Source organism: Arthrobacter sp. JCM 19049, from assembly GCF_001310435.1.
Window position 1 is genome coordinate 1 of sequence record NZ_BAXF01000253.1, and the last position, 3094, is coordinate 3094.

Sequence of the window (3094 nt, forward strand, 5' to 3'; positions counted from 1 at the left end):
CCCAGCTGCTGGCCCACACGCTGGGCCGCGCCGAGTAGGATACGGCGGCCGGCCGGTACACCGGCAAAAGGACCCCGGCTGCCCGTACTATCGGGAAGCCGGGGTCCACAGGATTAGTCCAGCACCGGGGCCTGCAGGCCGAAGCGGGATACCGCCTGGGCCTCTCCATCGGCCAGGTGGTAGGTGACGCCCACAACGGCGGTGCGTCCCTCATCGATGGCGTCGGCGATGATGCGTGAACGGTCCACGAGCCGCTCGGAGGTCTCCCGCACGTGTTCCACCACGGTGGAGTTCACATCGCTCAGCCTTTGCGCTCGGCCGCGAAGACCGACGGGGTGATGTGCTCGACCAAATCGCGGATGAACCCCTTGGGCAGGGTGCCGCTGCGCTTGGAGTCAATCGCGCTGGTGACCGCGCCGCAGCTGTCATGGCCCAGGATCACGATTAGCGGGATGTTCAGGATGTCCACGGCGAACTCCAGCGAGCCCAGGCTCGCCGAGTCGATGACGTGGCCGGCGGTGCGCACCACGAAGACGTCCCCCAGACCGACGTCGAAGATGATCTCGGCGGCCAGGCGCGAGTCCGAGCAGCCGAAGATCACGGCGAACGGCTCCTGCCCGTCGACCAGGGATTGACGTCGATCCCCGTCCTGGTTCGGGTGTTCGGTGTGGCCCTTGATGAACCGCTGATTTCCTTCGGTGAGCTTCTTCCACGCTTCGGTGGGGGTCATGGCATGCTGTGCGGGATTCGACATACCTCAAAGTTTATCCCCGCCCGATGCCCGCGCCCCGTCGCCGGAGCCCGTACAGTGCGCCACCGGACTGGCACGGTGCCGGTTTCTGCTCAAATTTCCTAGTCAGCTTTTCGGTGGCGGGGGTACCGCAGGACACGGCTGGTGCGCCGTCACAAAACTGCACATCGCCAGGCTGGGGGCTAGGCTCCGGCGCGGCACCGGCCGGGTGTGGTCTTCGGCGCGCGGCATGCCTTATCCTATTGAATGTCAGGAACCGTTTTGCGGTTTCCGGCGCTCTCAAAAGGGGCGATACCCGCTGACGGCTCTCCGGTAGCGAACGGTAGCGGCAGACATATATGGAATTTTCTCAATCAGCATTTCGTGAAAAGAGTCCATGATGTCCAGCGTCTCAGCTGTAATCGCCCGCGCCTGAAGCCGATCGCCCCGCAGATTTCGGATTGATGGGCAACGGCAACGCCCACTTCCTGGATGCCGCGGTCCGCCAGGGCTTCGACTACACCGCCGTTCGCCACGAACAGGCCACCGTCACCGCCGCCGACACCCACTTTAGGCTCAGCGGCAAACTCGCCATCGCCTCCACCACCTACGGCGCCGGCTTCACCAACGCCGTGACCGCGCTCGCCGAGGCCGCGGCCGCCAACACCCCGGTGCTCTTTGTAGCCGGGGACGCGCCCACCGGTGGGCTGCGCGGCTGGGACGTGGATCAAACGGCGATTAACACCGCGGTACGCGCCGTGACCTACACGGTGGACGCCAGAATCCCGGACACACCGCCCTGCAGGCCGCAGCCCACGCACTGCGTGAACGCACCCCGGTGGTGCTGGCGATCCCCTACGACCTGGCGGCTGCCCCGGCAAGCCAGGAAGGGCCCTGGGATCTGGGTCAGTACAGCTTTGACCCGCCGGCTCCGCGGTTGGGCGAGGAACAGCTGCAGCAGATTGCCGCGCTGCTCAACGCCGCACAACGCCCCCACGTGCTCTACGGCCGCGGTGCCCTGGACGCAGCCGGACCCATGGCCCGGCTGGCCGACAAGCTCGGGGCCACCAGCTCCGGCACCCTGCTGGCCCGTGATCTGTTGGCCCGTCCCGCCGATCTTGGCATCACAGGGGGCTTTTCCACCGAAGCCGCGGCGCAGCTCATCGCACAGGCCGACACCGTGCTGGTGCTCGGTGCGTCGTTGAACCAGTTCCAGATGCGCTTCGGGCAGCTGTTCGACCCGGCGGCCCGGGTCATCCAGATCGATGTCGCCCCGACCGCCACCAGCCCGCGCGTGGATGTCTTTGCCAGCGCCGACTCCGGACAGGCCCTGGACCAGCTGCTGCCCCTGCTTCAGGAACGGGCCGGAGGACGGCGCTACTGTGACGGGCTGGACCTAACGGCGGTACGTGCCCGCCCGGCCGGTGACCCGGTGGCCGCGGATGGGCTGCTGGATCCCCGTCGAGTGGCCAGTGAACTGGAGGAAATCCTGCCGGAGAACCGGCTGCTGGTGCAGGACGGCGGGCATTTCATCGGTTGGCCCCATGTACTGGTCCACCAGCGGCACCCGGTCGCTGAGCTGCGTGGGCACCGCCTACCAGTCCATCGGCCTGGGCGCGGCTTCCATGGTCGGCGCCGCCCCGGTGGCCGAGGGGCGCACCGTGGTGCTGGCCGCCGGGGACGGCGGGTTCCTGATGTCCCTTTCGGACCTGGAGTCGATCGTGCGGACCGTTAGCAGCGGGGTCATCGTGATCTATAACGATTCCGCTTATGGGGCCGAGATCCACCAGTATGGCTCGATCGGGCTGCACGAGGATCCAATGCTGATTCCGACCGTGGACTTCGCCGCCCTGGCCACCGCCTTTGGAGCCACGGGGATCACCGTGAAGAGCGTATCCGACTTGGAGCAAGTTCGTGCATGGGTTGGGGCAGGCGCCAACGGCGTCTGCCTGGTTGATGCGCGCATTTCCCCGTTGGTGCGCGCCCCCTATATGGAGGAAGTGCTTCAGGCCAACGCAAAAAGCGCCGCTGAGCTGGTATCACAATCTGATTAAGCCGCTGGAAATCCCCAACGCGTTCAGCGTAGGGTTGCCACGTGCAGTTTTTGTCGGTTAGCCTTGCAGCTTTTGGCCTGGGAAGCGCCCTGATCTTTCCCGCCACCCCGGCTGCCGAGCAGACCCCAAAACCGGTGGACTACCAGCAGTGCGGGATCTTCGACATTGAAGAGGACCCGGCCTACCCCTTCGGGGCCCAGTTGTTGGAGGACCTCTGGGTCGATTCACCGGATGGCAAACTGCGCGTGGCAACCTTCGACGTGAACCTCAGCGCCAAACAGCAGGGCCAGCTCGGCGCCGACCTGGCCGG

Annotated in this window: 2 protein-coding genes and 2 pseudogenes; 3 read left to right on the forward strand and 1 reads right to left on the reverse strand. The window is 66.1% G+C overall.

Annotated elements, in window-relative coordinates; all coding sequences use genetic code 11:
* Positions 1-113: 113 nt before the first annotated feature.
* Positions 114-754, reverse strand: a pseudogene (locus tag JCM19049_RS10475) (carbonic anhydrase).
* 440 nt (positions 755-1194) lie between these two features.
* Between JCM19049_RS10475 and JCM19049_RS20150 the strand changes: the two are divergent.
* The 3 genes and pseudogenes from JCM19049_RS20150 to JCM19049_RS20160 all read left to right on the forward strand — a co-directional run.
* Positions 1195-1383: pseudogene (locus JCM19049_RS20150) on the forward strand (thiamine pyrophosphate-binding protein); the annotation flags it as partial.
* Positions 1384-1568: 185 nt separating this feature from the next.
* Entirely contained in the window at positions 1569-2465 is an 897-nt protein-coding gene (locus JCM19049_RS23475) for a hypothetical protein (protein WP_374700288.1), read from the forward strand.
* Entirely contained in the window at positions 2356-2784 is a 429-nt protein-coding gene (locus tag JCM19049_RS20160; RefSeq protein ID WP_374700289.1) for a thiamine pyrophosphate-dependent enzyme, read from the forward strand. Before JCM19049_RS23475 ends, JCM19049_RS20160 begins: the two co-directional genes overlap by 110 nt.
* Positions 2785-3094: the final 310 nt, after the last annotated feature.

Coding starts and splice junctions, on each gene's coding strand:
- JCM19049_RS20160 (WP_374700289.1), top strand. CDS start 2,356: ATGGTCGGCGCCGCCCCGGTGGCCGAGGGGCGCACCGTGGTGCTGGCC.